This is a genomic window from Streptomyces sp. BK340, assembly GCF_007827595.1.
In the GTDB taxonomy this organism is placed as follows: domain Bacteria; phylum Actinomycetota; class Actinomycetes; order Streptomycetales; family Streptomycetaceae; genus Streptomyces.
On sequence record NZ_VISR01000018.1, the window covers coordinates 65693 to 90689 of the forward strand.

General features: G+C 71.5%; 25 protein-coding genes and 5 tRNA genes. 10 read left to right on the plus strand and 20 right to left on the minus strand.

The annotated features are described in order from the left end of the window. Nucleotides 1-175: 175 nt before the first annotated feature. Together FB157_RS28110 and FB157_RS28115 are read left to right on the plus strand one after the other, a co-directional pair. Nucleotides 176-2002 (plus strand): HSP90 family protein, encoded by a 1827-nt coding sequence (locus tag FB157_RS28110; protein WP_145883459.1) that lies wholly within the window; start codon nucleotides 176-178, stop codon nucleotides 2000-2002. Continuing rightward, nucleotides 2002-4947 (plus strand): tetratricopeptide repeat protein, encoded by a 2946-nt coding sequence (locus FB157_RS28115; protein WP_145883460.1) that lies wholly within the window; start codon nucleotides 2002-2004, stop codon nucleotides 4945-4947. The genes FB157_RS28110 and FB157_RS28115 overlap by 1 nt, the downstream gene beginning before the upstream one ends. A gap of 12 nt (nucleotides 4948-4959) precedes the next feature. On the opposite strand, the gene FB157_RS28120 is transcribed toward FB157_RS28115, so the two are convergent. Continuing rightward, nucleotides 4960-6660, minus strand: coding sequence for a DAK2 domain-containing protein (locus tag FB157_RS28120; protein ID WP_145883461.1), 1701 nt, complete (start codon nucleotides 6658-6660; stop codon nucleotides 4960-4962). Nucleotides 6661-6916: 256 nt separating this feature from the next. Here FB157_RS28120 and rpmB point away from each other — a divergent pair, with 256 nt between their 5' ends. Further along, nucleotides 6917-7102, plus strand: a complete 186-nt coding sequence (rpmB, locus tag FB157_RS28125; RefSeq protein WP_009190838.1) for a 50S ribosomal protein L28 — start codon at nucleotides 6917-6919, stop codon at nucleotides 7100-7102. A 177-nt stretch (nucleotides 7103-7279) separates the two neighbouring features. Here rpmB and thiD read toward each other — a convergent pair whose 3' ends face one another. Together thiD and FB157_RS28135 are read right to left on the minus strand one after the other, a co-directional pair. Continuing rightward, the gene (gene thiD, locus FB157_RS28130; protein WP_145883462.1) at nucleotides 7280-8089 is read right to left on the minus strand and encodes a bifunctional hydroxymethylpyrimidine kinase/phosphomethylpyrimidine kinase; all 810 of its coding nucleotides are present in this window, start codon (nucleotides 8087-8089) and stop codon (nucleotides 7280-7282) included. After that, nucleotides 8086-9051 (minus strand): thiamine-phosphate kinase, encoded by a 966-nt coding sequence (locus FB157_RS28135; protein WP_145883463.1) that lies wholly within the window; start codon nucleotides 9049-9051, stop codon nucleotides 8086-8088. Before FB157_RS28135 ends, thiD begins: the two co-directional genes overlap by 4 nt. A gap of 207 nt (nucleotides 9052-9258) precedes the next feature. Here FB157_RS28135 and FB157_RS28140 point away from each other — a divergent pair, with 207 nt between their 5' ends. Further along, the gene (locus FB157_RS28140; RefSeq protein WP_031138109.1) at nucleotides 9259-9492 is read left to right on the plus strand and encodes an Lrp/AsnC family transcriptional regulator; all 234 of its coding nucleotides are present in this window, start codon (nucleotides 9259-9261) and stop codon (nucleotides 9490-9492) included. 20 nt (nucleotides 9493-9512) lie between these two features. After that, nucleotides 9513-10028 (plus strand): DUF3515 domain-containing protein, encoded by a 516-nt coding sequence (locus FB157_RS28145; protein ID WP_145883464.1) that lies wholly within the window; start codon nucleotides 9513-9515, stop codon nucleotides 10026-10028. Nucleotides 10029-10043: 15 nt separating this feature from the next. Here FB157_RS28145 and FB157_RS28150 read toward each other — a convergent pair whose 3' ends face one another. The 3 genes from FB157_RS28150 to FB157_RS28160 are packed head-to-tail and all read right to left on the minus strand — an operon-like array spanning nucleotide 10044 to nucleotide 13062. Further along, complete coding sequence (locus tag FB157_RS28150) at nucleotides 10044-11201, minus strand: D-alanine--D-alanine ligase family protein (protein ID WP_145883465.1); 1158 nt, start codon at nucleotides 11199-11201, stop codon at nucleotides 10044-10046. Nucleotides 11202-11260: 59 nt separating this feature from the next. Then, nucleotides 11261-12271: an NAD(P)H-dependent glycerol-3-phosphate dehydrogenase gene (locus FB157_RS28155; RefSeq protein WP_145883466.1), complete on the minus strand. Its 1011-nt coding sequence runs from the start codon at nucleotides 12269-12271 to the stop codon at nucleotides 11261-11263. After that, nucleotides 12268-13062 (minus strand): 1-acyl-sn-glycerol-3-phosphate acyltransferase, encoded by a 795-nt coding sequence (locus tag FB157_RS28160; protein WP_145883467.1) that lies wholly within the window; start codon nucleotides 13060-13062, stop codon nucleotides 12268-12270. The genes FB157_RS28155 and FB157_RS28160 overlap by 4 nt, the downstream gene beginning before the upstream one ends. Nucleotides 13063-13261: 199 nt before the next feature. Between FB157_RS28160 and cofC the strand changes: the two genes are divergently transcribed. After that, a complete protein-coding gene (cofC, locus tag FB157_RS28165; RefSeq protein WP_145883468.1) occupies nucleotides 13262-13900 on the plus strand; it encodes a 2-phospho-L-lactate guanylyltransferase in 639 nt (212 codons plus the stop codon). Between the two features lie 180 nt (nucleotides 13901-14080). Then, nucleotides 14081-14284, plus strand: a complete 204-nt coding sequence (locus tag FB157_RS28170) for a hypothetical protein (RefSeq protein ID WP_145883469.1) — start codon at nucleotides 14081-14083, stop codon at nucleotides 14282-14284. A gap of 69 nt (nucleotides 14285-14353) precedes the next feature. On the opposite strand, the gene FB157_RS28175 is transcribed toward FB157_RS28170, so the two are convergent. The 4 genes from FB157_RS28175 to leuC all read right to left on the minus strand — a co-directional run bounded on the left by FB157_RS28175 (nucleotide 14354) and on the right by leuC (nucleotide 17647). Continuing rightward, nucleotides 14354-14992, minus strand: a complete 639-nt coding sequence (locus FB157_RS28175) for an HU family DNA-binding protein (RefSeq protein ID WP_145883470.1) — start codon at nucleotides 14990-14992, stop codon at nucleotides 14354-14356. A 136-nt stretch (nucleotides 14993-15128) separates the two neighbouring features. Then, nucleotides 15129-15359, minus strand: coding sequence for a hypothetical protein (locus tag FB157_RS28180; protein WP_145883471.1), 231 nt, complete (start codon nucleotides 15357-15359; stop codon nucleotides 15129-15131). Between the two features lie 264 nt (nucleotides 15360-15623). Beyond that, nucleotides 15624-16217, minus strand: coding sequence for a 3-isopropylmalate dehydratase small subunit (leuD, locus tag FB157_RS28185; RefSeq protein ID WP_145883472.1), 594 nt, complete (start codon nucleotides 16215-16217; stop codon nucleotides 15624-15626). Between the two features lie 5 nt (nucleotides 16218-16222). Then, nucleotides 16223-17647, minus strand: a complete 1425-nt coding sequence (gene leuC, locus FB157_RS28190) for a 3-isopropylmalate dehydratase large subunit (protein ID WP_145883473.1) — start codon at nucleotides 17645-17647, stop codon at nucleotides 16223-16225. A 209-nt stretch (nucleotides 17648-17856) separates the two neighbouring features. Here leuC and ndgR point away from each other — a divergent pair, with 209 nt between their 5' ends. Further along, nucleotides 17857-18573, plus strand: coding sequence for an IclR family transcriptional regulator NdgR (gene ndgR, locus FB157_RS28195; RefSeq protein ID WP_145883474.1), 717 nt, complete (start codon nucleotides 17857-17859; stop codon nucleotides 18571-18573). A gap of 79 nt (nucleotides 18574-18652) precedes the next feature. Here the strand turns inward: ndgR and FB157_RS28200 are convergent, their stop codons facing one another. Continuing rightward, nucleotides 18653-19162: a DUF4188 domain-containing protein gene (locus tag FB157_RS28200; RefSeq protein ID WP_145883475.1), complete on the minus strand. Its 510-nt coding sequence runs from the start codon at nucleotides 19160-19162 to the stop codon at nucleotides 18653-18655. A gap of 82 nt (nucleotides 19163-19244) precedes the next feature. On the opposite strand from FB157_RS28200, the gene FB157_RS28205 reads away from it, so the two are divergent. After that, nucleotides 19245-19889 (plus strand): MerR family transcriptional regulator, encoded by a 645-nt coding sequence (locus FB157_RS28205; RefSeq protein WP_145883476.1) that lies wholly within the window; start codon nucleotides 19245-19247, stop codon nucleotides 19887-19889. A 53-nt stretch (nucleotides 19890-19942) separates the two neighbouring features. Here the strand turns inward: FB157_RS28205 and FB157_RS28210 are convergent. The 6 genes from FB157_RS28210 to FB157_RS28235 form a co-directional block, all read right to left on the minus strand. Next, nucleotides 19943-20015, minus strand: a tRNA-Glu gene (locus FB157_RS28210). 28 nt (nucleotides 20016-20043) lie between these two features. Beyond that, nucleotides 20044-20115 (minus strand) — tRNA-Gln (locus FB157_RS28215). Nucleotides 20116-20136: 21 nt separating this feature from the next. Next, a tRNA-Glu gene (locus tag FB157_RS28220) sits at nucleotides 20137-20209 on the minus strand. 29 nt (nucleotides 20210-20238) lie between these two features. Then, nucleotides 20239-20311, minus strand: a tRNA-Glu gene (locus FB157_RS28225). A gap of 21 nt (nucleotides 20312-20332) precedes the next feature. Further along, nucleotides 20333-20404: transfer RNA gene (locus FB157_RS28230), tRNA-Gln, on the minus strand. Nucleotides 20405-20494: 90 nt separating this feature from the next. Then, the gene (locus tag FB157_RS28235) at nucleotides 20495-21226 is read right to left on the minus strand and encodes an HAD family hydrolase (protein ID WP_145883477.1); all 732 of its coding nucleotides are present in this window, start codon (nucleotides 21224-21226) and stop codon (nucleotides 20495-20497) included. Nucleotides 21227-21516: 290 nt separating this feature from the next. Between FB157_RS28235 and FB157_RS47475 the strand changes: the two genes are divergently transcribed. Next, nucleotides 21517-21666 carry a hypothetical protein gene (locus FB157_RS47475; RefSeq protein WP_186581711.1) on the plus strand — a complete coding sequence of 50 codons (150 nt, stop codon included), beginning with the start codon at nucleotides 21517-21519 and terminating at the stop codon, nucleotides 21664-21666. 569 nt (nucleotides 21667-22235) lie between these two features. Here the strand turns inward: FB157_RS47475 and gltX are convergent. The 3 genes from gltX to FB157_RS28250 form a co-directional block, all read right to left on the minus strand. Beyond that, on the minus strand, nucleotides 22236-23720 hold the full coding sequence (gene gltX / locus FB157_RS28240) for a glutamate--tRNA ligase (RefSeq protein ID WP_145883478.1): 1485 nt from the start codon (nucleotides 23718-23720) through the stop codon (nucleotides 22236-22238). Next, on the minus strand, nucleotides 23704-24489 hold the full coding sequence (locus FB157_RS28245; RefSeq protein WP_145883479.1) for a fumarylacetoacetate hydrolase family protein: 786 nt from the start codon (nucleotides 24487-24489) through the stop codon (nucleotides 23704-23706). The genes gltX and FB157_RS28245 overlap by 17 nt, the downstream gene beginning before the upstream one ends. Before the next feature lie 173 nt (nucleotides 24490-24662). Beyond that, nucleotides 24663-24857 (minus strand): hypothetical protein, encoded by a 195-nt coding sequence (locus FB157_RS28250; RefSeq protein WP_145883480.1) that lies wholly within the window; start codon nucleotides 24855-24857, stop codon nucleotides 24663-24665. Between the last annotated feature and the right edge of the window lie 140 nt (nucleotides 24858-24997).

Below are 24997 nucleotides of genomic sequence, written 5' to 3' on the forward strand. Positions count from 1 at the left end.
AGACGTGCCCCCTCGGGTCCACGCCCTCGTGCCGGATACGTCCCCGGAAGCGCTGGTCAGGGGTGCTGTTCCGGGCCTAGGATGACGCGCTCCGGCCATCCCCCGCGGTCACCGCCCCATCCGGGACCGCCCGACCCCGCGCCGAAGGCAGGCTCCCCCCACCGGCGCTGCGACGATGGACTCCCAGACCTCACAGTCATCCCAGGTATCCCAGTCACCTCACACGTTCCAGGTCGACCTGCGTGGTCTGGTGGACCTGCTCTCCCATCACCTCTACTCCAGCCCCAAGGTCTACCTGCGCGAGCTGCTGCAGAACGCGGTGGACGCGATCACCGCCCGCCGGGCCGAGGATCCGGATGCCCCGGCCCGGGTGCGCCTGCACGCCGCGGACGGCGCCCTGCGGGTGGAGGACAGCGGCATCGGGCTGACCGAGTCGGACGTGCACAGCCTGCTGGCGACGATCGGCCGCAGCTCCAAGCGGGCGGACGGTCTGGAGGCGGCCCGGTCCGGCTTCCTCGGCCAGTTCGGCATCGGCCTGCTGGCCTGTTTCGTGGTCGCCGAGCGGATCCGGGTGGTCAGCCGCAGCGCCCGTACGCCCGAGGCCCCGCCCGTGGAGTGGACGGCCGGCGACGACGGCTCGTACACCGTGCGGACGCTGCCCGACGCCGAGCGGCCCGAGCCGGGCACCACCGTGCACCTGGTGGCCCGGGCCGGCGCGGCCGAGTGGCTGGCGCCCGAGCGGGTCCGCGCCCTCGCCCGGGACTTCGGCTCGCTGCTGCCGTACGACGTCCGGGTGGGCGAGGAGGCGGTCACGGACCTCCCGGCGCCCTGGGACCGCGCCTATCCGAGTCCCGCGACGCGAAAGGTGGCGCTGGCCCGGCACTGCCACGAACTCTTCGGTTTCACCCCGCTGGACTCGATCGATCTGGATGTGCCGCTGGCCGGGATCCGCGGGGTGGCGTACGTGCTGCCGTCGGCGGTCAGCCCGGCCCAGCGGGCCACCCACCGCGTGCACCTGAAGGGCATGCTGCTGACCGAGCGGGCCGAACAGCTGCTGCCCGACTGGGCGTTCTTCGTGCGCTGCGTCCTGGACACCGACAGCCTGCGGCCCACGGCCTCGCGCGAGTCGCTGTACGAGGACGAGACGCTGGCGGCGGTGCGGGAGGCGCTCGGCGAGCGGATCCGGTCCTGGCTCACGGGGCTCGCGGCAGGCGATCCGGAGCGGCTGGCCGCGTTCCTCGCCGTGCACCACCTGGGGGTGAAGTCGCTGGCCCGGCACGACGGCGACATGCTGCGCACGATGCTGCCGTGGCTGCCGTTCGAGACGACCGACGGGCAGCTGTCCCTGGAGGAGTTCGCGCAGCGGCACCCGGTGGTGCACTTCACGCGGACGGTCGAGGAGTACCGGCAGGTGGCGCCGATCGCCTCGGCGCAGGGCGTCGGGGTGGTCAACGGCGGTTACACGTACGACAGCGAGCTGGTCGAGGCGCTGCCGTCGGTGCGGCCGGGGACGGTGGTCGCCGAGCTGGACGCGGACACCGTGACCGCGCACCTCGACGCGGTGGACCCGGCCGAGGAGCTGGCGCTGTCCGGCTTCCTGGCGGCCGCGCGCGCGAAGCTCGACCCGCTGGGCTGTGACGTCGTGCTGCGCGCGTTCCACCCGCTGTCCGTGCCCGCGCTGCACCTGGACGACCGGGCGGCCCGGCACGAGCAGGCGCGGGCCGAGGCCGAGGAGCAGGCCGACGACCTGTGGGCGGGCATCCTGGGCTCGCTGCGCGGCAGCGCTCCGCGCGCGCGTCTGGTGCTCAACCATCTCAACCCGCTGATCCGCAGGATCAGTTCGCTGCGGGACCCGGAGCTGATCGGCACCGCCACCGAGTCGCTGTACGGGCAGGCGCTGCTGATGGCGCAGCGGCCGCTGAGGCCCGCCGACTCGGCGCTGCTCAACCGGGCGTTCATCGGCCTCCTGGAGTGGGCCACACACGGGGAGAACGGTCGCTGATGGGTGAGATCGACGGAGGCACCGACTTCGACGCGCTGCGCCGGGCGATTGCGGAGAACTCCGAGCAGCCGGAGGGTCCCGCGCGCAACGCGCGCGCGGAACAGCTGCTCGCCGAGGCCGAGCGGCTGAACATCCCGCTCGCCGTGATCGAGGCGCTCGGGCACCAGCTGAAGGTCTACAACTACAGCTCCGAGAAGGACCGGATGTTCGTCCCGTTCGCGCGGCTGCTGCGCCTGTGGGACGAACGGCCCGAGGACTTCGACGAGTACGAGGCGCACTCGCTGCACTGGGTCTTCAAGTGGGTGACGGCGGGGATGCTGGACCAGCCGCACATCCCGCTCGCCTCGATCGAGAAGTGGCTCGGCGAGATGGAGCGCCGCTACCGCCTCGCCGGTCACTCCGAACGGGCGGTGCGCAGCGCCGAGTTCAGTGTCGCGGCGCACGTGGGCGACCTGGAGCGCGCGGAGCGGGCGTACGGGGCCTGGCTGGCCGCGGACCGGGACCGGATGGCCGACTGCCACGCCTGCGAGCTGCACGGGCAGGGCACCTGGCAGGTCAGGCGCGGCCGGGACGAGGACGCACTGGGTCTGTGGCGGCCGGTGCTGGAGGGCGAGTACAGCTGCGCCCACGAGCCGCACACGGTCCTCGCCTCCTCGCTGGCTCCCCTGCTGCGCCTGGGCCGCCCGGACGAGGCCCGCGCCCACCATCTGCGGGGCTTCCGCCTCGTACGCCCCATGGAGAGCATGCGGGGCGCCTACGCGGACCACGTGGAGTTCTGTGCGCTCACCGGCAACGAGGCGCGCGGTCTGGAGCTTCTCGCGCAGCGGCCGGCGTACTTCACGGACACCGGGCAGCCGCGCAGCCGGCTGGACTTCATGGCCGTGGTGACGCTGCTGACGGACCGGCTGACCGAGCTGGGGTTCGGCGAGCGGCAGGTACCGGGGCCCGCCGGACGGTCCTGGACGGCGCGGGAACTGGCCGCCCACGCGCGCGCGGAGGCACTGGAACTGGCCGGGCGGTTCGACGAGCGCAACGGCACGTCGTACGTCGGCGACCGCGTCCGCGCGCGCATGGCCCAGCGCCCGCTGGTGGACCGGCTGCCGCTGGGCGTGCGCACGGCGCGCACCACGCCGCGGCCCGTGGTCCCGCCACCGGCGCCCGAGGAGTCCGCGGTTCCCGGGCAGCCGGACCTGTCCGCCCTGCTCACCGAGGCACGCCGGGCGTCGGACACCCTGCAGCCGCACGCCCTGGAGGCCTGGGCGGCGGTCGCACGGGCCGCCGAGGGGACCGCGCTGGACGCCCGGGACCGCGCCGAGATAGCCGACCACGAGGCGATGGCCCAGGGCCCCGAGGGCATCGCCCTGTTCGAACGGGCCGCCGCGCTGTACGCGGAGGCGGGCGACCCCGGCGAGGCCCTGGCGGCACGCGCGCGCGGGGCGTACTTCCGCGCGCTGACGGGCGAGGTGGACGAGGCCCTGGCCACGGTCGCCGCGCTGTACGACGAGGCCCTCGCGCTGTACGCCGAGGACGCCACCGGAGTGCGGCAGACGGCGTCGGTGGTGATGAGCCGGGCGCGCATCCTGATGCGGAGGGTGCACGAGGGCACCGAGGGCACGGCGGGCCGGGAGGTCCGGGCCGCGGCGGAGCGGGCCGTGCTCGAGGTGCTGGCGCTCGTGGACGGGCGGGCGGGCGACGACATACGCCTGGCCGCGCGGGCCGCCGAGGCACGGACGATGCTGGCCGAGCTGGCCGGGGAGTCCGGTGACGTCGAGCGGACGGCGGACCTGTTCCGGCAGGCCGCCGCCGAGTACGTGGGCGCCGGGCTGCCGTGGTTCGCGGTGGAGTACGAGGTGCAGATCGCGGCGCTGGCGCATCAGCTCGGCGACGCGGCCGGGGCCGAGCGGGCGCTGCGGGCCGCCCTGGAGCACGGGGGGCCGTACGTGGAGCCCGCCGGGCGGGCCCAGCTGCATCTCCAGCTCGCCGAGGTGCTCGGCCTCCGGGACGAGGTCGTGGAGGCGGCCGAGCAGGCCCTGGAGGCAGCGCACTGGGCCGACGAGGCGGGCGAGAGCGCCACGCTGGGCGCCTGGGCGCGGCACCAGCTGGGCGGCTTCCTGCTGCGCCGGGGGCGGTGCGCCGAGGCCGCCGAGGTGCTGGAGTCGGTACTGCCCGACCTGTCCGCCGAGACGCACGGCGACGGGGCCGTCGTACAGGCGCGGTGGTGGCTCGGGGACTGCCTGAGCGAGCTGGGTGAGCACCGGGAGGCGGCCGGACACCGGCTGCGGGCCGCCGAGATCGCCCGGGACTGGCCCGAGCAGCAGGACCACGCCACGCTCGCCCATCTCGCCGCGGAGTCCCTGAGCAACGCCGGGCTGCTGGAGGAGGCCGATCAGGCCTACGCACGCGCGGGCGAGCTGTGGCGCTCGCTCGGCAACCCGCACTTCCTCGTCCGCTCGCTGCGCGCCCGCGGCTGGCTGGCGCTGCGCGGCGAGGCCGGGGCGGAGGGTGCGCGGGAGCTGATGACGGAGGCGGTGCTCGCCTGCGAGCGCGCGCGGGAGAGCGCGGCGGACCCGGCGGTCCGGGAGCAGCTCTCCGCGGAACTCGGCAACACCCACCGCCAGTTCGGCGACCTGCTGGCCCGCTCGGCGGCCGAGGAGGACGAAGGGGAAGCCGGGGTGATCCAGGACGCGTACGAGGCCGCGGTGGCCCAGCTGGACCGCGCGTCGGCGGTGTTCGGCACGCTCGGCGCGCAGGGGCTGCACGGCCGTACCGGTGCCGAGCTGGCCGCGGGCCGGCTGGCGGCCGAGCTCGGCCGCCGCGCCGAGGCGGTGGCACGCGCGCGCGTCGTGCTCGCGGCCTGTGAAGGCGCGGACGACACGGACGAGACCGTGCAGGAGCGGCGGGCGGAGGCTGCGCGGATGCTCCGGCTGGACCGGGCCGGGGACTGACCCGCGGCCGGATCACTCCACGCCGATGAGCAGCAGCGCCCCCTGCCGGCCGCCCCGGTACACCACCGTGTCCACCGCGAGGTAGGCATCGCGCACGCGTGCCTCCAGGCGGTCGGCGACGCTCTCGGGCGCCTCGTCGCCCACGACGAGGGTGACCAGCTCGCCGCCGGCCTGGAGCATGCGGTCCAGGACGGTCTCGGCGGTGGCGGTGACGTCCGGCCCGATCACCGCCACGTCCCCGTCGATCAGGCCCAGGACGTCCCCGGCCTGGCAGATGCCGGCCGTCGTCCAGGACTGCCGTTCCGCGACGACGACCTCGGCGTACCGGGTGGCGCCCGCCGCCGAGGTCATCTGGACGACGTCCTCGTCGAAGCGGCGCTCCGGCTCGTGCACGGCGAGCGCGGCGATGCCCTGCACGGCCGAGCGGGTCGGGATCAGAGCGACCCGGATGCCCTCGGTGCGGGCCTGCTCGGCGGCCGCGGCGGCCGTGTGCCGCAGCTCGGCATCGTTGGGCAGCAGCACGACCTCGCGCGCGTGGGCCCGCCGTACGGCCTGCACCAGCTCCCCGCTGGCGGGCGGCTCCCCGGGGCGCGCGAGGACGGCGGTGGCGCCGGCCTCGCTGTACAGGCCCGCCAGGCCCTCACCGGGCACGACGGCGACGACCGCCCGCTGGGCCCGCTCCCGCGGCGGCCGCTCGCCGCCGGTGTGCACGTCGCCGAGCCCGAAGTGCGTGATCCGGATCCGGTACGGCCGGCCGGCCTCGACGCCCGCCTCCACGGCGGCGCCCGCGTCGTCGACGTGCACGTGGACGTTCCACAGCCCGTCGCCGCCGACCACGACGAGGGAGTCCCCGAGGGGGTCGAGCCGCTCCCGCAGCCGGGCCACGGCCTCGTCGCCGGCCTCCAGGAGATAGATCACCTCGTAGGCCGGTCCGCCGTCCTCGGCGCCCTCGGCGCACAGGTCCGCCGCGCAGACGGCACCCGCGCGCGCGGGTGCGTCGGAGACGGCCGCGGCCACGGGGACGGCCTCCGGTGCCTTGGGGGCCTCGCGCACCGGCTCCCCCGTGCACGCCTCCACCAGCGCCCCCAGCACGGCCACGAGCCCCCGGCCGCCCGCGTCGACCACCCCGGCCCGCTCCAGCACGGCCAGCTGCCCCGGAGTCGCCGCCAGGGCCGCCCTGGCGCCCTCGTAGGCGGCCCTCGCGACCGTCCCGCAGTCGCCCTCGGCTCCCTCGGCGGCGTCCGCCGCGGCCGAGGCGACCGTCAGCACGGTGCCCTCGACCGGGTGGGCCACGGCCTCGCGGGCGGAGTCGGCGGCCTGCCGCAGGGCGAGCCGCAGCCCCGCGCCGTCGATGCGGGACCCGTCACCGGACTTCGCCTCGGCAAGGACCTGGGCCATGCCGCGCAGCAGCTGGGCGAGGATCGTCCCGGAGTTGCCCTGAGCCCCGATGAGCGCGCCGTGGGCCATCGCGTGCACGGCGTCCGCGAGCGAGGGCTCCTGCGTCCCCGTCCCGTACCCGGCGAACACGGCTTCCACGGCGGTCGCCGCCGACTCCAGGGTCAGGTAGAGGTTGGTCCCGGTGTCCCCGTCGGCCACGGGATAGACATTGATCGCGTCGATCTCCTCGCGCGCCCGTCCCAGCGCCCCCAGCGCCAGACCGCACCAGGCGCGCACCGCGAGAGCATCGAAGAATGTCTGCGGCACCTGCGCCACCTGCGCCTCCCTGACTCGCTGGACGTGGACGCAGCGTAGACCCCGCAGTGGTGTGCTCCGGAAGAGGGCCGGGAGCGGGCCCCTGAGCTGCCATGGTAGTTTCGTTGTGCTGGCGCAGTCGTTGTATGCTGCTCCGGTTGCCCGATCCACATCGGGCCGTTCCCCTGGCAACGCCACCAAGATCTCTGATCCTACGATCTCGATCCCGGCAAGCCGGGATTATCCGTAAGTGCATCTGAAGTCTTTGGAGTGACCCGTGGCTGCCAACTGCGACGTCTGCGGCAAGGGGCCGGGCTTCGGCAACAACATCTCGTTTTCGCACCGCCGTACGTCCCGTCGCTGGAACCCGAACATCCAGCGTGTGCGTACCGTGGTCGGCGGGACGCCGAAGCGCGTGAACGCTTGCACCTCGTGCATCAAGGCCGGCAAGGTCTCGCGCTGACGCTACATCCCCCACTCTCGAGTTCGCTCGGGCTGGGGGACCCCATCCGCGCGCGGCCACTGCCTGGTCCGCTGCACAGAGCCGGTCCACCTGAGGGTGGACCGGCTTTTTGCCGTACCCGCGCCCGCTTCCGTTCCTGAACCGCCCGGGCGCCGAACGACTCAGTCCTTGAACGGCTCAGTTCCTGAACCGCCACCCGTGATCCACCGGCCCGATCCCCGCTCCCAGCGCGAACCCGGCGGCGATCGCCCCGGTGACGTACTCCTTGGCCGCCGTGACCGCCTCCGGCACGGCCAGCCCCTTCGCCAGTCCCGAGGCGACCGCCGAGGCGAGTGTGCAGCCCGTGCCGTGCGTGTGCCGGTTGTCGTGGCGGGGTGCTCGCAGCCAGTGCTCCGCGGAGCCGTCCGTCAGCAGGTCCACTGCCTCGTTCCGGCCCGTCCGCCCCGCGTCCGCGGACAGATGACCGCCCTTGATCAGCACCCACCGCGGCCCGTACTCCAGCACGGCCGCCGCGGCGCGTCGCATGTCGTCCTCGGACTCGACGTGGACCCCCGTGAGTTGGGCCACCTCGTCGAGGTTCGGCGTCGCCACGGTCGCCGCCGGGAGGAGCTTCGTGCGGACCGAGTCCAGCGCGGAGGCGGCCAGCAGCGGGTCGCCGTGCTTGGAGACGCCGACCGGGTCCACCACGGCCGGCGCGTTCGTGCCGGAGATCAATTCGGCGACCGCCTCGACCAGTTCGGCCGAGGCCAGCATCCCGGTCTTCACGGCCTGTACGCCGATGTCGTCCACGACACTGCGGTACTGGGCCCGCACGGCCTGAGCCGGCAGCTCCCAGGCGCCCTGCACCCCCACGGAGTTCTGCGCGGTCACGGCCGTGATCACGCTCATCCCGTGCACGCCGAGCGCCAGCATGGTCTTCAGGTCGGCCTGGATGCCCGCGCCGCCGCCGGAGTCGGAGCCGGCCACCGTGAGAACCCGGGGAATCACGACTCTATGTCCCCGAAGTGGTCCCAGCCGCCCTTGCTGGTCCAGGGCGCCCCGTCGACCGTCACCTGGGGCAGCGCCGAGGGGTTGAGGACCTCGCCGATGACCTTCCAGCGGGCCGGCAGCTTGGCGTCCGGCGGGAAGGTGGCCACGATCGCGTGGTCCTCTCCCCCGGTCAGCACCCACTGCAGCGGGTCCACGCCCACGGCCTGCCCGATGTCGTTCATCTGCGTGGGAATGTCGATCGCCCCGGAGCGGATGTCGATACGGACCTTGCTGGCCTCGGCGATGTGCCCGAGGTCGGCGATCAGTCCGTCGCTCACGTCGCACATCGCGGTCGCGCCGAGCGCGGCGGCGGCCGGACCCGCGTGGTACGGCGGCTCGGGGCGGCGGTGGGCCTCGACGAAGGCGCGCGGGGAGCGGAAGCCGCGGGAGAGCACCGCATAGCCGGCCGCTGACCAGCCCAGCCAGCCCGTGACGGCCACGAGGTCGCCGGGCTGGGCTCCGGCGCGGGTCACCGGCTCCTGGTTGCGCAGATCGCCGAGCGCGGTGATCGACACCGTGATCGTGTCCCCGCGTACGACGTCACCGCCGACCACGGAGGCCCCGGCGACCTGGCACTCGTCGCGCAGTCCGTCCATCAGCTCGCTGGGCCAGGTGACCGGGAGTTCGGCCGGGACGACCAGGCCGAGCAGCAGCGCGGTCGGGACGGCGCCCATCGCGGCGATGTCCGCGAGGTTCTGCGCCGCGGCCTTGCGGCCGACGTCGTAGGCCGTGGACCAGTCGCGGCGGAAGTGCCGCCCCTCCAGCAGGATGTCGGTGCTCGCCACCACCCGGCGGTCGGGCGCGGCGATCACCGCGGCGTCGTCGCCGGGGCCGATCCGGACCGCCGGGGTGGTGGTGAGACGGGAGGTGAGCTCCCTGATGAGCCCGAACTCCCCTAGCTCACCGACAGTGCCCTTCATGACCCTTGCTCCCCTTCTGTCCCTTGCCATGTGCCCGGTCGCGCGTCATCAGTGTCCCCGATACGGTCGAGGTGACCGTCAACTTCTGTCGTGCCTGCACCCTGGCGCGCAAGCCCGGTTCCCGCAGGTCTCCCCGCGAGGAGCGGCGACGCGATACCGTGGCGTTCCTTTTCCCCACATGATCCTCGTGGCCGCCCTGGAGGTTCCGTGGTACAGGCGTACATCCTGATCCAGACGGAGGTCGGCAAGGCGTCGACCGTCGCCGAGACGATCACCAAGATCCCTGGAGTGATCCAGGCCGAGGACGTGACGGGTCCGTACGACGTCATCGTGCGCGCTCAGGCAGACACCGTCGACGACCTCGGTCGCATGGTGGTCGCGAAGGTCCAGCAAGTGGACGGCATCACCCGCACCCTGACCTGCCCGGTCGTGCATCTGTAGCCCCCGTCTACGCTTGGCCGGTGAACATCTTCCGTCACCGGCCTCTCGGCCTGCTCGCGCCCGCGCTGCTGATCGCGGCCGCGGGCTGCTCAAGCGCAGACGACAGCGCCACGGTGGCGGTTCCCAGCCCCGACGCGAAGACGGCGAAGGTGTGCCGGGATCTGCACCGGGTGCTGCCCGAGAAGCTGGACGGACGGGGACGTCACGACCCCGAGCCCCGGTCCGCCTACACGGCGGGCTGGGGAAGCCCGGCGATCATACTGCGCTGCGGTGTCGCACGGCCGCCGAAGATGGTCGACCCGAAGGTGGCCGAGGGCGGGGACCGGGACGCAGTGGCCGGCGGGGTGGACGGCGTCGACTGGCTGATGGAGAAGCAGGGCGACGGCACCTGGCGGTTCACCACCGCGAGCCGCGTGGCCTATGTGCAGGTGAGCCTGCCCGAGGGGATGTCCGGGCCGGACGCCACTCCGGTGCTCACCGGACTCGCTTCGGCCGTGAAGAAGGCGATCCCCGAGGGGATCGCCTCCATGCGATGACAGCGGTGGTGCGGGTCAGCGCAGCCCGGTCGAGCGGCGCAGCGCGGCCTGCACCAGGCGGTCCACCAGCTCCGGGTAGCCGATGCCGGTGGCCTGCCACATCTGCGGGTACATCGAGATGGGCGTGAAGCCGGGCATGGTGTTGATCTCGTTGATCACGAACTCGCCGTCCTCGGTGAGGAAGAAGTCCGCGCGGACCAGACCCTCGCAGGAGGCCGCGTCGAACGCCTCGACCGCGAGACGCCGCACCTCGGCGGTCTCCTCGTCGGTGAGCGGCGCCGGGACGATGCCGGGCGTGGAGTCGATGTACTTGGCCTCGAAGTCGTAGTACGCGTGCGCGTCCGGCGGCGGGATCTCGGCCGGGACGGAGGCGCGCGGCCCGTCCTCGAACTCCAGGACGCCGCACTCGATCTCGCGGCCGCGCAGCGCGGCCTCCACCAGGATCTTCGGGTCGTGCCGCTGCGCCTCGGCGATCGCCTCGTCCAGGCCGGAGAGGTCGTCGACCTTGGTGATGCCGATCGACGAACCCGCGCGCGCGGGCTTCACGAACAGCGGCCAGCCGTGCTCGCCGGCGAAGTCGACGATCTTCTTGCGGGCCGCGGACTCGTCCTGCGCCCACTCGCGCGGCCGGATCACCACGTACGGGCCGACCTTGAGCCCGAAGGAGGTGAACACCCGCTTCATGTACTCCTTGTCCTGGCCGACGGCCGAGGCGAGCACACCCGCGCCCACGTACGGGATCCCGGAGAGCTCCAGAAGGCCCTGGAGGGTGCCGTCCTCGCCGTACGGGCCGTGCAGCACCGGGAAGACCACGTCGACCTCGCCGAGGGCCTTGGGCACGGAACCGGGCTCGCTGTAGACGACCTCGCGGCTGGCGGGGTCGACGGGGAGCACCACGCCGCCCTCGTCCGACTCCGCCAGTTCCGCCACATTGGGGGTACGGCGGTCGGTGATGGCCATCCGCTCCGGCTCGTCCGCCGTCAGGGCCCAGCGGCCGTCCGCGGTGATACCGATCGGCAGGACGTCGTACTTCGTCCGGTCGATGGCCTTGAGGACGGCGCCGGCGGTGACCACGGAGATCCCGTGTTCGGAGCTGCGCCCGCCGAACACGACGGCCACGCGAGGCTTGCGGGACGGCTGCTCAGGGCTCTGGGGGAGGTTCTCGGTGCTCATATCGCGTTGAGAGTACCCGTTGGTAGAGCCCCGATACAGCGTCGACTCAGGGGGTTCGCTCAGCGTCGCTCGGGCTTCGCGCTGCGCGACATCAGCTCCTTCAGGGCGACCACCGGCGGCTTGCCCTCGTGCACGATGTCCACGACCGTCTCGGCGATCGGCATCTCCACACCGTGCCTGCGGGCCAGATCGGCCACGGACTCGCAGGACTTGACGCCCTCGGCGGTCTGCTTGGTGACCGCGATGGTCTCCTCGAGGGTCATGCCCTTGCCGAGATTGGTGCCGAAGGTGTGGTTGCGGGACAGCGGCGAGGAGCAGGTGGCCACCAGGTCACCGAGGCCCGCGAGGCCGGAGAAGGTCAGCGGGTCGGCGCCGAGCGCCATGCCGAGCCGGGTGGTCTCGGCGAGGCCGCGGGTGATGAGCGAGCCCTTGGCGTTGTCGCCCAGGCCCATGCCGTCGGCGATGCCGACCGCGAGGCCGATGACGTTCTTGACCGCGCCGCCGAGTTCGCAGCCGACCACGTCGGTGTTGGTGTACGGCCGGAAGTACGGCGTGTGGCAGGCGGCCTGGAGCCGCTGGGCGACCGTCTCGTCGGTGCAGGCGACCACGGCGGCGGCCGGCATGCGGGCGGCGATCTCCCGGGCCAGGTTGGGGCCGGTGACCACGGCGATGCGGTCGGCGCCGACCTTGGCGACGTCGTCGATGACCTCGCTCATGCGCATGGTGGAGCCGAGTTCGACGCCCTTCATCAGGGAGACGAGCACGGTGCCGGGCGCGAGCAGCGGGGTCCACTCGGCGAGGTTGGCGCGCAGGGTCTGGGAGGGCACGGCGAGGACGGTGAAGTCCGCGTCCCGCAGGGCCTCTGCGGCGTCCGCGGTGGCGCGCAGGTTCTCCGGGAGTTCGACACCTGGCAGGTAGTCGGGGTTGGTCCGCGTCGAGTTGACCGCCTCGGCCAGCTCGGGACGGCGGGCCCACAGGGTGACCTCGCAGCCCGCGTCGGCGAGGACCATGCCGAAGGCGGTGCCCCACGAGCCGGTACCCATGACGGCGGCCCGGACAGGCTTGCTCACTTGCCGTGCCCTTCTGTCTGCTTGTCCTGCGTGTTCTCCTGCGCCTGCGGCTTCACCTGCGCATGGGTGCGGCGCCGCTGCTCCAGCCGCTCCCGGCGCGGGTCGTACGGCGTCGCGGGGGCCTTCTCGCCGCGGATCTCCTCCAGCTGGCGGGTGATGGCGGCCATGATGACCTCGGTGGCCTCCTTGAGGAGTTCCGGGGTCATCTCCTGGTCGTAGAAGCGCGAGAGGTCCACCGGCGGGCCCGCGAGGACGTGGTGGGTCTTGCGCGGGAGGAGGTGGGGCTTCTTGGCGTAGGGCGGCAGCAGTTCGTTGCAGCCCCACTGGGCGACGGGGATCACCGGGCACTTGGTCTGCAGTGCCACCCGGGCGGCACCGGTCTTGGCGGTCATCGGCCAGCCGTCCGGGTCGCGGGTCAGGGTTCCCTCGGGGTAGAACGCGACGCACTCGCCGCGCTCCACGGCCTCGATGGCGGCCCGGAAGGCACTGAGCGCGTCCGTGCTCTCGCGGTAGACCGGGATCTGCCCGGTGCCGCGCATCGCGGCGCCGACGAATCCCTTCTTGAAAAGTCCGCTCTTCGCCAGGAAACGCGGAACCCGTCCGGTGTTGTACTGATAGTGCGCGTACGCGAAGGGATCCACGTGGGAATTGTGGTTGACCGCGGTGATAAATCCGCCGTCGGCCGGAATGTGTTCCATTCCATGCCAGTCCCGCTTGATCAGAACCACCAGCGGCGGTTTGCAGAGGACCGCTGCGAAGCGGTACCAGAACCCGATTCTGCGGCGGGACACGCGGACACCTTCCTCTAGGACTTGCTCGGGGCCCGGGGGCCGCACAAGTGTCGCCCCAGGCCGCCGGTCTGTCGAGAACACCGTACGCCCGCCTGTCACCGACCACCGCCCTTCCCAGGCGCTTCGCGCCCCTCCCCGATCCCGGAGTGCCGGATGCCACGGGGGACAATGAACGCGACAAGAGAGGGGCGGTACGCCGGTGCACTGGACCTTGGTCATCCCCCTGAAGCCTCTGGCGCGGGCCAAGAGCAGGCTCTCCGACACCGCCGGCGACGAGGTGCGCCCCGGGCTGGCCCTCGCGTTCGCGCAGGACACGGTGTCCGCGGCGCTGGCGTGTCCGGCGGTCTCGGATGTGGTGGTCGTCACGGACGACGCGCTGGCCGGCCGGGAGCTGGCGGCACTGGGCGCCCGGATCGTCCCGGACGCACCGGCAAGCGGCCTGAACGCCGCTCTGGCGCACGGGGCGGCCACCGTAAGGGAAATGCGACCCGGTGCCGCGGTGGCGGCCCTGAACGCCGATCTTCCGGCTCTGCGCCCGCTGGAATTGTCCCGGGTGCTGAGTGCCGCGGCCGAATTCCCGCGCGCCTTTCTCGCGGACGCCGCCGCCCTCGGCACCACGCTGCTGGCCGCGACCCCCGACCAGGAATTGCGGCCCGCTTTCGGCACGGATTCCCGGGCCCGCCACCGCACCTCGGGCGCGCGGGAACTCGACCTCACCGAGGTCGATTCGGTACGCCAGGACGTGGACACCGGTGAGGACCTGCGCGCGGCGCTGGCCCTGGGCGTGGGCAGGCACACGGCGGCGGCGTCGGCAGGGTTATTGATTCCGGGGGCGTGAGGTGCCCGGTACGGGGGGCCTGGTGGGGGCGGGTTCCGCTCGCCTGCGGCAACCGTGCAACCGGCGGGACCGCGACTCCCCAGGGGCGCCGGGAACCGCGCGACCAGCCACGACGAGCCCGCGGTCGACGGACGGCCTCCAGCCCGACGGCGATCCGCCATAGGCACTACGCTGGCCGTCATGCAGGCGACCGCATACACGTACGACCCCGAAACCCGCGCCGGACAGGTGCTCCTCGACGACGGCACCCCGGTCCCCTTCGACGCGGCGGCCTTCGACGCGGGCGGGCTGCGGCTGCTGCGCCCCGGGCAGCGGGTGCGGATCGAGACGGAGGGTTCCGGGGACGGCCTGCGGATCACGCTGGTGACCCTGCAGACGCTCTGAGGCTCCCGAGAACGCCGCGGGCCGGGCTCCCCAGGGGAGTCCGGCCCGGCGCGTGAATGCCCTGGCGACTTACGACGCCTTGCGGGCAGTGGCCTTCTTCGCGGTGGTCTTGCGGGCCGTCGACTTCTTGGCCGGGGCCTTCTTGGCGGTGACCTTCTTCGCCGGGGCCTTCTTGGCCGTCGTCTTCTTCGCGGCGGCCTTCGCCGTGGTCTTCTTCGCGGCGGCCGTCGTCTTCTTGGCGGTGGTCTTCTTCGCCGTGACCTTCTTCGCCGTGACCTTCTTCGCGGGCGCCGCCTTCTTGGCGGTGACCTTCTTCGCGGCCGCCTTGGTGGTCTTCTTGGCCGCGGCCTTCTTGACCGTGGCGGCAGCGCCGCCGGTCAGGCTGCCCTTGGGCGCCTTCTTGACGGCGACCTCGCCGCCGCGCGGGAGCTTCTTCGAGCCGCTGACCAGGTCCTTGAAGCCCTGGCCCGCGCGGAAGCGCGGCACGGATGTCTTCTTGACCCGAACCCGCTCGCCCGTCTGGGGGTTACGGGCGTAGCGGGCGGGGCGGTCCACCTTCTCGAAGGACCCGAAGCCGGTGACCGAGACCCGCTCGCCCGCGACGACCGCGCGGACGATGGCGTCCAGGACATGATCGACAGCATCGGCGGCCTGCTGGCGGCCGCCCATCTTGTCGGCAATCGCTTCTACGAGCTGCGCCTTGTTCACGTCTTCCCCTTCGGAGACATCGCCAGAACGAAAGTGTTCAAGCTTTTTCGCACGTTAGGCAGATATATACCGCAAATCAAACACGAAACGGGCTTATCACCCTTGTGCCGCAACGGACTCGGTTGTCCCGGGCTGTTCAGCGGTCCTCGTCGGGGATCCGACCCTCGTCGAGGTCCTTGGTGAACCGCTCGAGCCGCCTTGCCGCATCGGCGATGTCGTGCTTGGCCGCGGCCGTAATGACCAGCAGCTTCCGGTTCAGCGCCATCCGTACGCCCTCCGGGACTTGCAGTGCGCGCACTCTTGTGTGCGCTTCCTTCAGCTGGTCCGCGACTGCCGCATAGAGCTCGAGTTGGCCGTCACGTTCCATGCACAGATTGTGCCATCTGGGGCGAGTTGTCGCCTGCGCAGGGTGTAACTGCCGCCTCAAACGGCCTTCCGGGCACTTGCCAAAGCCGCGTTCACAGCACTCGCGTACCCAGGCAACAGCCTTCGTAACGTGGGGAGTTGACCGGACCTGCGAGAACGTGCGGAGCCGTTCGAGAGCAGAAACGCCCGTACCCCCGATCGGGGCGATCGGGGGTACGGAGAGGGTGTTGAGGTGGCCGGATCTCGACCCGGGCGGGGATCCGGATCAGATCTGGAGCGTGCGCGGCTTGTAGCCCGGCCGCTTGGCCTCGTAGGCGGCGATGTCGCCCTCGTTCTGGAGGGTGATGGAGATGTCGTCCAGGCCGTTCAGCAACCGCCAGCGGGAGTTCTCGTCCAGCTCGAAGGAGGCGGTGACGCCCTCGGCGCGCACCTCACGGGCCTCCAGGTCGACGGTGATCTCGGCCTGCGAGTCCCGCTCGGTCAGCTCCCACAGCGCGTCCACGACCTTCTGGTCGAGAACCACGGTGAGCAGGCCGTTCTTCAGCGAGTTGCCCCGGAAGATGTCCGCGAAGCGGGAGGAGATCACGGTCTTGAAGCCGTAGTTCTGCAGCGCCCAGACGGCGTGCTCACGGGAGGAGCCGGTGCCGAAGTCGGGGCCGGCGACCAGGACGGTGGCGCCCTGTCGCTCGGGCCGGTTGAGGATGAAGGACTCGTCCTTGCGCCAGGCCTCGAAGAGCCCGTCCTCGAAGCCGTCCCGGGTCACCTTCTTGAGCCAGTGAGCAGGGATGATCTGGTCGGTGTCGACGTTGCTGCGGCGCAGCGGGACGGCCCGGCCGGTGTGGGTGGTGAAGGCTTCCATGGTTCTCAGACTCCAGCGGGCGCAGGGGCGTCGGACAGGTCGGCGGGCGAGCCCAGGTGGCCCAGGACGGCGGTCGAGGCCGCGACCTGCGGCGACACCAGGTGGGTGCGACCGCCCTTGCCCTGCCGGCCCTCGAAGTTGCGGTTGGAGGTGGACGCGGAGCGCTCACCCGGGGCCAGCTGGTCGGGGTTCATGCCGAGGCACATCGAGCAGCCCGCGTGCCGCCATTCGGCGCCGGCCTCCTTGAAGACCACGTCCAGGCCCTCGGAGACGGCCTGCAGACCGACCCGCGCGGAGCCCGGGACGACCAGCATCCGTACGCCGTCGGCGACTTTACGACCGCGCAGCAGGTCCGCGGCGGCGCGCAGGTCCTCGATGCGGCCGTTGGTGCAGGAGCCTACGAAGACGGTGTCCACCTTGATGGAACGCAGCGGCTGACCGGCCTCCAACCCCATGTACTCCAGGGCCTTTTCGGCGGCCAGGCGCTCCGAAGCGTCTTCGTACGAAGCCGGGTCGGGGACGGACGACGAAAGCGGCGCGCCCTGGCCGGGGTTGGTGCCCCAGGTGACGAACGGCGACAGTTCCTCGGCCTTGATGACGACCTCGGCGTCGAAGACCGCGTCCTCGTCCGTCCTCAGGGTCTTCCAGTACTCGACCGCGGCGTCCCAGTCGGCGCCCTCGGGGGCGTGCGGACGGCCCTTGAGGTACTCGAAGGTGGTCTCGTCGGGGGCGATCATGCCCGCGCGGGCACCGGCCTCGATCGACATGTTGCAGACGGTCATCCGGGCCTCCATCGAGAGCTTCTCGATGGCGGAGCCGCGGTACTCCAGGATGTAGCCCTGGCCGCCGCCGGTACCGATCCTGGCGATGATCGCGAGGATCAGGTCCTTGGCGGTGACGCCTTCGGGCAGCTCGCCCTCGACCGTGATGGCCATGGTCTTCGGGCGGGCCAGCGGCAGCGTCTGGGTGGCCAGCACGTGCTCCACCTGGGAGGTGCCGATGCCGAACGCCAGCGCGCCGAAGGCACCGTGCGTGGAGGTGTGCGAGTCACCGCAGACGACCGTCGTGCCGGGCTGGGTCAGACCCAGCTGCGGACCCACGACGTGCACGACACCCTGCTCGACGTCGCCCAGAGGGTGCAGGCGCACCCCGAACTCGGCGCAGTTCTTGCGCAGCGTCTCCAGCTGAGCGCGGGAGACCGGGTCGGCGATGGGCTTGTCGATGTCGAGGGTCGGGGTGTTGTGGTCCTCGGTCGCGATGGTGAGGTCGAGACGGCGCACCTGGCGACCGTTCTGACGCAGACCGTCGAAGGCCTGCGGGCTGGTCACCTCGTGCAGCAGGTGCAGATCGATGTAGAGGAGGTCGGGCTCGCCCTCGGCGCGCCGGACGACGTGGTCGTCCCAGACCTTCTCCGCGAGTGTCCTACCCATCGCTTTCCCTCCGGCCGGCAAACGTCCACCGGCCCAACTAGAGATCTTGAGGCAGCGGCGACTGTGCCTTTTCAGAGGCCCCTGAAGTGGTGATTCCGGGCGTCCACCGCCAGGCCCGTTGGTCTGCGGGCCGCTGTGTGATTCCAGGGTGGCGCGTTCCACGGAAAATTGAACTTGCGTTTCACAGAGTGAGACGTGAGTATCGTTGCATGGACAACAGTAGCGGCGTCGGCGTTCTGGACAAGGCGGCCCTCGTCCTGAGCGCTCTGGAGTCCGGTCCGGCCACCCTCGCGGGTCTGGTCGGAGCCACCGGACTGGCAAGACCCACGGCCCACCGCCTGGCCGTGGCCCTGGAACACCACCGCATGGTGGCACGCGACATGCAGGGCCGGTTCATCCTCGGCCCGCGCCTCGCGGAACTGGCTGCGGCGGCCGGCGAGGACCGCCTGCTCGCGACGGCGGGCCCCGTGCTCACCCACCTCCGCGATGTCACCGGCGAGAGCGCACAGCTCTACCGACGCCAGGGCGACATGCGGATCTGTGTGGCCGCGGCGGAACGCCTGTCCGGCCTGCGGGACACGGTCCCGGTCGGCTCCACGCTGACCATGAAGGCGGGCTCCTCGGCTCAGATCCTGATGGCCTGGGAGGAGCCCGAGCGCCTGCACCGCGGCCTCCAGGGGGCCCGCTTCACGGCGACGGCCCTGTCGGGCGTACGACGTCGCGGCTGGGCCCAGTCCATCGGCGAGCGCGAGCCGGGCGTGGCGTCCGTCTCGGCGCCGGTGCGCGGCCCCTCCAACCGCGTGGTGGCCGCGGTGTCCGTCTCCGGTCCCATCGAGCGCCTGACGCGGCACCCGGGCCGCATGCACGCCCAGGCGGTCATCGACGCGGCGGGCCGCCTGTCGGAGGCCCTGCGCCGCTCGGGCTGAGCGGCAGCCTTCCGGGAACACCGAGGAGGGCCCGCCCCAACGCCGCGGCAGGCCCTCCTCGATCCTCCGATCACCCTGTTCAGCCGGACTTCTCGGCCACCGGTGCCCGCTGCGTGCGGTGGGCGAGCCGGTCCTTCGCGTACCGGCCCCGCTGCTCCAGCGGGATCTGCCCGTGCGCCGCGGCCAGCCCGAACGCGGGCATGTCGCCGTAGATCGCCTCGTACGACCCCTCGGGCACGACGTACGACTCGTGCCAGATGCCGACCTGCCCGCGCAGCTTCCCGGCCCGCTCCTTGCGGTTGAGGCGCGCCCAGGCCTTGTGGTGGAAGGCGTCCGACGCCGTCGCGTAGGCGTACAGCTTGTCCTTGGACTCCCAGTACTGCACGACGTAGTACGTCCGCGGCGAGGCCGTCAGCAGGACATGACTGAGCAGACCCCGCTCGGGTTCCTTCCGCAGGTCCCGCAGCATGCGGAGCATCCCGAGCATCACCGGCAGCCACAGGTGCACCGCCCAGAAGCGGTTGATGCGCATGCCGATCAGCAGGACGACGACGTCGCCCTCCGCGCCGGCAGTCGTACGGGTCACCATGACACTGCCCCCTCATTGGTGAGCAAAGCTATCCAAGTAGTGATGCTTGGATAGTGCCGTTATCCGAGAAGGAGCGCAAGAGATGCGGCTGGCCGAGCTGAGCGAGCGCAGCGGTGTGTCCACCGCGACGATCAAGTACTACCTGCGCGAGGGGCTGTTGCCGCCGGGCCGCCAGGTCAACACGACGACGGCCGAGTACGACGAGGAGCATCTGCGCCGGCTGCGGCTGGTGCGGGCGATGATCCAGGTCGGCCGGGTGCCGGTGACGAAGGTGCGCGAGGTGCTCGGGCACGTGGACGACGACTCCCTCGGCCGGTCGATCCGCCTGGGCGCGGCGCTGTGGGCGCTGCCGCAGGTGCCCGAGCCGGACGAGGACGACGAGTACGTCCGGGCCGCGCACCAGGAGGTCGACAAGCTCCTGGACGAGCTCGGCTGGGAGAACGCCAAGCAGCTCACGACCGTCTCCCCCGCGTACCGCTCGCTGGTGGTGGCGGTGGCCGCGTTCCGCCGGCTCGGCTACGAGTGGGGGGCGGAACTGCTCGCGCCGTACGCCGAGTTGATGTACCGGACGGCCGTCCTCGACCTGGACAACATGGAGACGTATCCGTCGGAGCCGGAGCAGGTCGAGTTCGCGATCCTGGGGGCGATCCTCAACGAGCCGGTGAAGCAGGCACTGCACCGGATGGCCCAGGAGGAGGAGTCGATCCGGCGGTACGGCCTGGAGTAGCCGGCGCCGGGCACGACGAAGGCCCTCCGCCGAAGCGAAGGGCCTTCCTCTTGTACCCCCGACCGGATTCGAACCGGCGCTACCGCCTTGAGAGGGCGGCGTGCTAGGCCGCTACACAACGGGGGCGTGGACTCTGCGTTTCCGCAGGCCCGAGCTGGTCTACCTGGACTCGAACCAAGACTAACTGAACCAGAATCAGTCGTGCTGCCAATTACACCATAGACCAATGATGGTTTAGACCAGTCAGTACCCCCGACCGGATTCGAACCGGCGCTACCGCCTTGAGAGGGCGGCGTGCTAGGCCGCTACACAACGGGGGCCCTAGCGATCTCGAGTTGATCGAGATCAGTACCCCCGACCGGATTCGAACCGGCGCTACTGCCTTGAGAGGGCAGCGTGCTAGGCCGCTACACAACGGGGGCTTTGCAGATGAGCTCTGCGAGCTGGCCTACCTGGACTCGAACCAAGACTAACTGAACCAGAATCAGTCGTGCTGCCAATTACACCATAGGCCACTGGAACTCAACCCCCTGCGGGGTTCTCGTTCTAGCGTGCTCCTCGGGGCTCCGGCCTTTCGGCCTGCTCCCCTCGGCGCAGGAAGAACATTACCCGAAGGTGGACGGGGCTCCAAAACGGGTATCCGCGCGGACGAGCGCGGGGAGTTCGGCGAGGGTCGAGATCCGGTGTGCGGCCACGGTGTCCGGACCCTGCGCGTAGACCCCGCCGCGGTCGATCCAGACGGACAGCAGCCCGGCCTCGGCCGCGCCCCGCCCGTCGATCTCCGGGTGATCGCCGACGTACGCCACCTCGTGCGGGGGCAGGCCGAGGGCCGCGCAGGCCGCGAGGAACGCGCCGGCCTCCGGCTTGGAGACGCCCAGCTCGGCGGCGCACAGCAAGCTCTCGAAGCGGTCGCGCACGCCGAGGGTGCGCAGCTTGTGCTCCTGGACCGTGAGGCTGGAGTTGGACAGCACCCCGTGCCGGTGGCTGGCGGCGAGGGCGTCCAGGGTGGGCAGCACGTCCGGGAACAGACTCCAGGCGGCCTCGTAGTGAGCGATGTAACGCCGGAACCAGACGTCGGCCTCGGCGTCGGACAGCTCCTGCTCCAGGAAGACCCGTACCCGGTCGCGCCGCTGCCCCTCGAAGGACACCTCCCCCGCCGAGAACCGCGCCCACTGCTGATCGGTGACCTGCCGCCACCGCACGAGCGCCTGCTCCGGACTGCCGTACCCGGAGAGCAGGCCCTCCGCCACCAGATGGGCCCGCATCCCCTCGCGGTCCGCGGTCGTGTAGTCGAAGAGGGTGTCGTCCACGTCCCACACGACAGCTCTGATCGTCATGACAGCGACCGTACCGCCAGACGGCTGGGGGTTCGGGGGTTATCCCCCGACGGATGCCGCGTCGAAGAGGGTGTCGTCCACGTCCCATACGACAGCTCTGATCGTCATGACAGCGACCGTACCGCCAGACGGCTGGGGGTTCGGGGGTTATCCCCCGACGGATGCCGCGTCGAAGAGGGTGTCGTCCACGTCCCATACGACAGCTCTGATCGTCATGACAGCGACCGTGCCTTTCGCGCGCCGTCAGCGGAGGGTCATCGTGCCGGTCAGGGCTCCGCAGATCGCAGCCGGTGACCGACCCCTTGGCGCTGCCGGGCGTCCACAGGTTCTGCCCCCGGACGGCGGCGGTGGTGCGGTGGCGGCTGAGCGCGACCGTGCCGGACGTGGCGCCGCTCGGGAAGTCGGCGATCTTCTGCACGCCGGGCGTACCGCCGTTGTAGAGCACGTAGCTGCCGGTGCCACCGGCGATGCGGCCGCGGGCGTCGCCCGTCGGCACGCTCGGCAGGGAGCCGGTGTCGAGGCCGGTCTCGATCACGTACTCGTGGCCGGCGGAGTCGGTGAACAGGTGGGCGACACGTCCGTCGCCGAGGGCTTCCGGCTGGGGGCAGGCCGAGTCACCCGTGAGGCAGGTCGGACCCGGCCAGGCCGGGGCTGCGCCGGGTCTGCGGTCCGGCCGGCCGCCCGGCAGCGTCCAGCGCGAAGCCGCAGAGCCGGTGGCCGGTCCCCTGCCGGCCGTCCAGGAACAGCTCACCCCCCCTGCGAGGGCCAACCCCTCCACCCGGATCGGGTCGGCCTGGATCCGGGCCACCTTCTCGGTGGCGGTCCCGCCGTCCGCGGTGGGGGTGATGCGGTGGACGTTCCAGTCGAAGCTGGACGGTCCGGCGGTGGCGAGCGCGCCGCCGTCCGGGGTCGCCGCCATCCCTCCGGAGGAGTCCGCTCGTTGGACGTGCGAAGGGCGGCGCCCGAACCGGACGCCGCCCTGTCTCAGCCGTGTTCCGTGAACACGTCGCTACGCGGAGAGCTTGGCCAGCGCCGCGTCGATGCGGGCCAGCGTCTTCTCCTTGCCGAGGACCTGGAGGGACTCGAACAGGGGCAGGCCGACCGTGCGCCCGGTGACGGCCACGCGGACCGGGGCCTGGGCCTTGCCGAGCTTGAGGCCGTGGGCCTCGCCGGCGGCCAGGACGGCCTCCTTGAGGGCCTCGGCCGACGTCCAGTCCGCCGGCTCCAGCTTCTCGCGGGCCGTGCGCAGCAGGGCGTCCGAGCCCTCCTTCATCGCCTTCGTCCAGCTCGCCTCGTCGAAGACCGGCTCGGCGAGGAAGAGGAAGTCGACGTTGTCGGTGATCTCGGAGAGCACCTTCAGCCGGGTCTGGGCGTGCGGGGCGATCGCCTGCCACTTGGCCTCGTCGAAGTCCTCCGGCGCCCAGGGGGCGAACGGCGCCTTCAGCCAGGTGCGGCAGCGCTCCGTGAACTCCTTCACATCCAGCATGCGGATGTGGTCGGCGTTGATCGCCTCGCACTTCTTGAGGTCGAAGCGCGCCGGGTTGGGGTTCACGTCGGCGATGTCGAAGGCGGCGACCATCTCGTCGATGCCGAAGATGTCCTTGTCGGCCGAGAGCGACCAGCCGAGCAGCGACAGATAGTTGAGCAGGCCCTCGGGGAGGAAGCCGCGGTCGCGGTAGAGGTTGAGGGACGACTCCGGGTCGCGCTTGGAGAGCTTCTTGTTGCCCTCGCCCATCACGTACGGCAGGTGGCCGAAGTCCGGGGTCCGCTTGGCGATGCCCAGCTCGGTCAGCGCCTTGTAGAGGGCGATCTGGCGGGGGGTGGAGGAGAGCAGGTCCTCGCCGCGCAGGACGTGGGTGATCTCCATCAGGGCGTCGTCGACCGGGTTGACCAGCGTGTACAGCGGGGCGCCGTTGGCGCGCACGATGCCGTAGTCCGGGACGTTCTCCGGGGTGAAGGTCAGCTCGCCGCGGACCAGGTCCGTGAAGGTGATCGTCTCGTCGGGCATCCGGAAGCGGACGATCGGGGTGCGGCCCTGGGCCTTGTACTGCTCGACCTGCTCGGCGCTCAGGTCGCGGCAGTGGCCGTCGTAGCCGGACGGCTTGCCGGCGGCGCGGGCGGCCTCGCGGCGGGTGTCCAGCTCCTCCTGGGAGCAGTAGCAGTGGTAGGCGTGGCCGGCGTCGAGGAGCTGCTGAGCGACGTCCTTGTAGAGGTCCATGCGCTGCGACTGGCGGTACGGCGCGTGCGGGCCGCCGACCTCGGGGCCCTCGTCCCAGTCGAAGCCCAGCCAGCGCATCGCGTCCAGCAGCTGGTTGTACGACTCCTCCGAGTCGCGGGCCACGTCGGTGTCCTCGATGCGGAAGACCAGGGTGCCCTGGTGGTGCCGGGCGAACGCCCAGTTGAACAGGGCGGTGCGGACCAGGCCCACGTGGGGGTTACCGGTGGGCGAGGGGCAGAATCGGACGCGAACTGGTGCGCTAGCCACGCTTGACAACCTTGTTGGTGAGAGTGCCGATGCCTTCGATGGTGACGGCGACCTCGTCGCCGACGTTCAGGGGGCCGACCCCCGCGGGGGTGCCGGTGAGGATGACGTCGCCGGGCAGCAGGGTCATGGCCTCGGAGATGTTGACGATCAGGTCCTCGATGGAGTGGATCATCTCGCTCGTACGGCCCAGCTGACGCTGTTCGCCGTTGACCGTGAGCTGGACCGTCAGGTCGTTCGCGCGGTCGAGGTCCAGGCCCGTCTCCACCCAGGGGCCGAGCGGGCAGGAGGTGTCGAACCCCTTGGCCCGGGCCCACTGCTTCTCGCGCTTCTGCACGTCGCGGGCGGTGACGTCGTTGGCGCAGGTGTAGCCGAAGATCACGTCCTTGACCCGCTCGCGCGGCACCTCGCGGCACATGCGGCCGATGACGACGGCCAGCTCGGCCTCGTGGTGCAGCTCCTGCGAGAAGGACGGGTACTGGATCTCGTCCCCGGGGCCGATCACCGAGGTGGACGGCTTGAAGAAGGCGAACGGCGCCTCGGGCACCTCGTTGCCCAGCTCCTTGGCGTGGTCGGCGTAGTTGCGGCCGAACGCCACGACCTTGTTGGGGAGGACCGGCGGGAGCAGTCTGACCTTGCTCAGCGGCACCTTCGTCCCGGACAGCTCGTAGTCCGCGAACGGGATGCCCTTGATGATGTCGAGGACGAGTTCGTCCTGCTTCTCGCCCTCGACCGCGCCGAAGGCTACGTTCCCGTCGATGGAGAACCTGGCGATGCGCACGGGATCCTGCGCCCCTCACTGAGTACCGGCGTACTGACGCCCCAGGTTAACCGGTCGGGCCTCCCGCGTTCGGGAAGGCGACGGACACCGGGGACGAGCGCGGCCCGGAAGATCGTCGTACCTGCGACGATCTTCCGGGCCGCGCTCGATGTGCGTGTGCGGTGCCCGCTCGGCTACTCGCCGGCCGCGACCCCCGCGGTCACCGGGATCTCCATGAGAACCGTGCGCCTCGGATTCGCCGTCTGGGCAGGGAGGTCGACGGAGTGCTCCGGCAGCTCGGGCGTCTGCAGTTCGTCGGCGTCCTCGAGGTGCGCCAGAGTCGTGCGCCGCGGGTTGGCTATGTTGCGGAACATCATCGTCGTCTTCACCGTTGTACGTCCTGTGGCCTCGTGTCGGAGTTGGCAGAGTCGCCTGTCATGTAAAGCGCCAGGCTAAACATGCGATTCCCCGCCTCAGACATGAACTCCCCATGATCTGCATGTGAGTTTGCTCACGAATCCAGGGGCAA